Below are 289 nucleotides of genomic sequence, written 5' to 3' on the forward strand. Positions count from 1 at the left end.
GGAAGACATGCTGGTGGAAGACACGGGAGATGCTTACCAACTGAGCTATGAAGGTGATGGGGAAGCATTGATGGAAGCAGTTATGGCTTCGTTTGAATCTATGATGGGCGAAGAAGGTTCGGAGATGTCCATGGAAGGCATGATGGAAGAAATCAATTTTAATGATCTCAGCTATGAAATGACCATTGAGAAGGATACATTCTATTTAACGGAAATGTCTATGCATATAGATATGGATATTACAGCTGCTGGTGAGAGCTTGAACATGGTTCAAAGCACAGACATGAAG

The 289-nt window shown here is 42.2% G+C and carries 1 protein-coding gene; it reads left to right on the forward strand.

Annotation, left to right across the window (positions count from 1 at the left end):
• Window positions 1–7: 7 nt before the first annotated feature.
• Window positions 8–289, forward strand: a 282-nt coding sequence (locus R0J92_RS22420; protein WP_411053281.1) for a DUF6612 family protein, incomplete at its 3' end; no start/stop codon positions are given.

The sequence above is a fragment of the Tritonibacter sp. SIMBA_163 genome (assembly GCF_046535935.1).
Classification (GTDB): Bacteria; Pseudomonadota; Alphaproteobacteria; order Rhodobacterales; family Rhodobacteraceae; genus Epibacterium; species Epibacterium scottomollicae.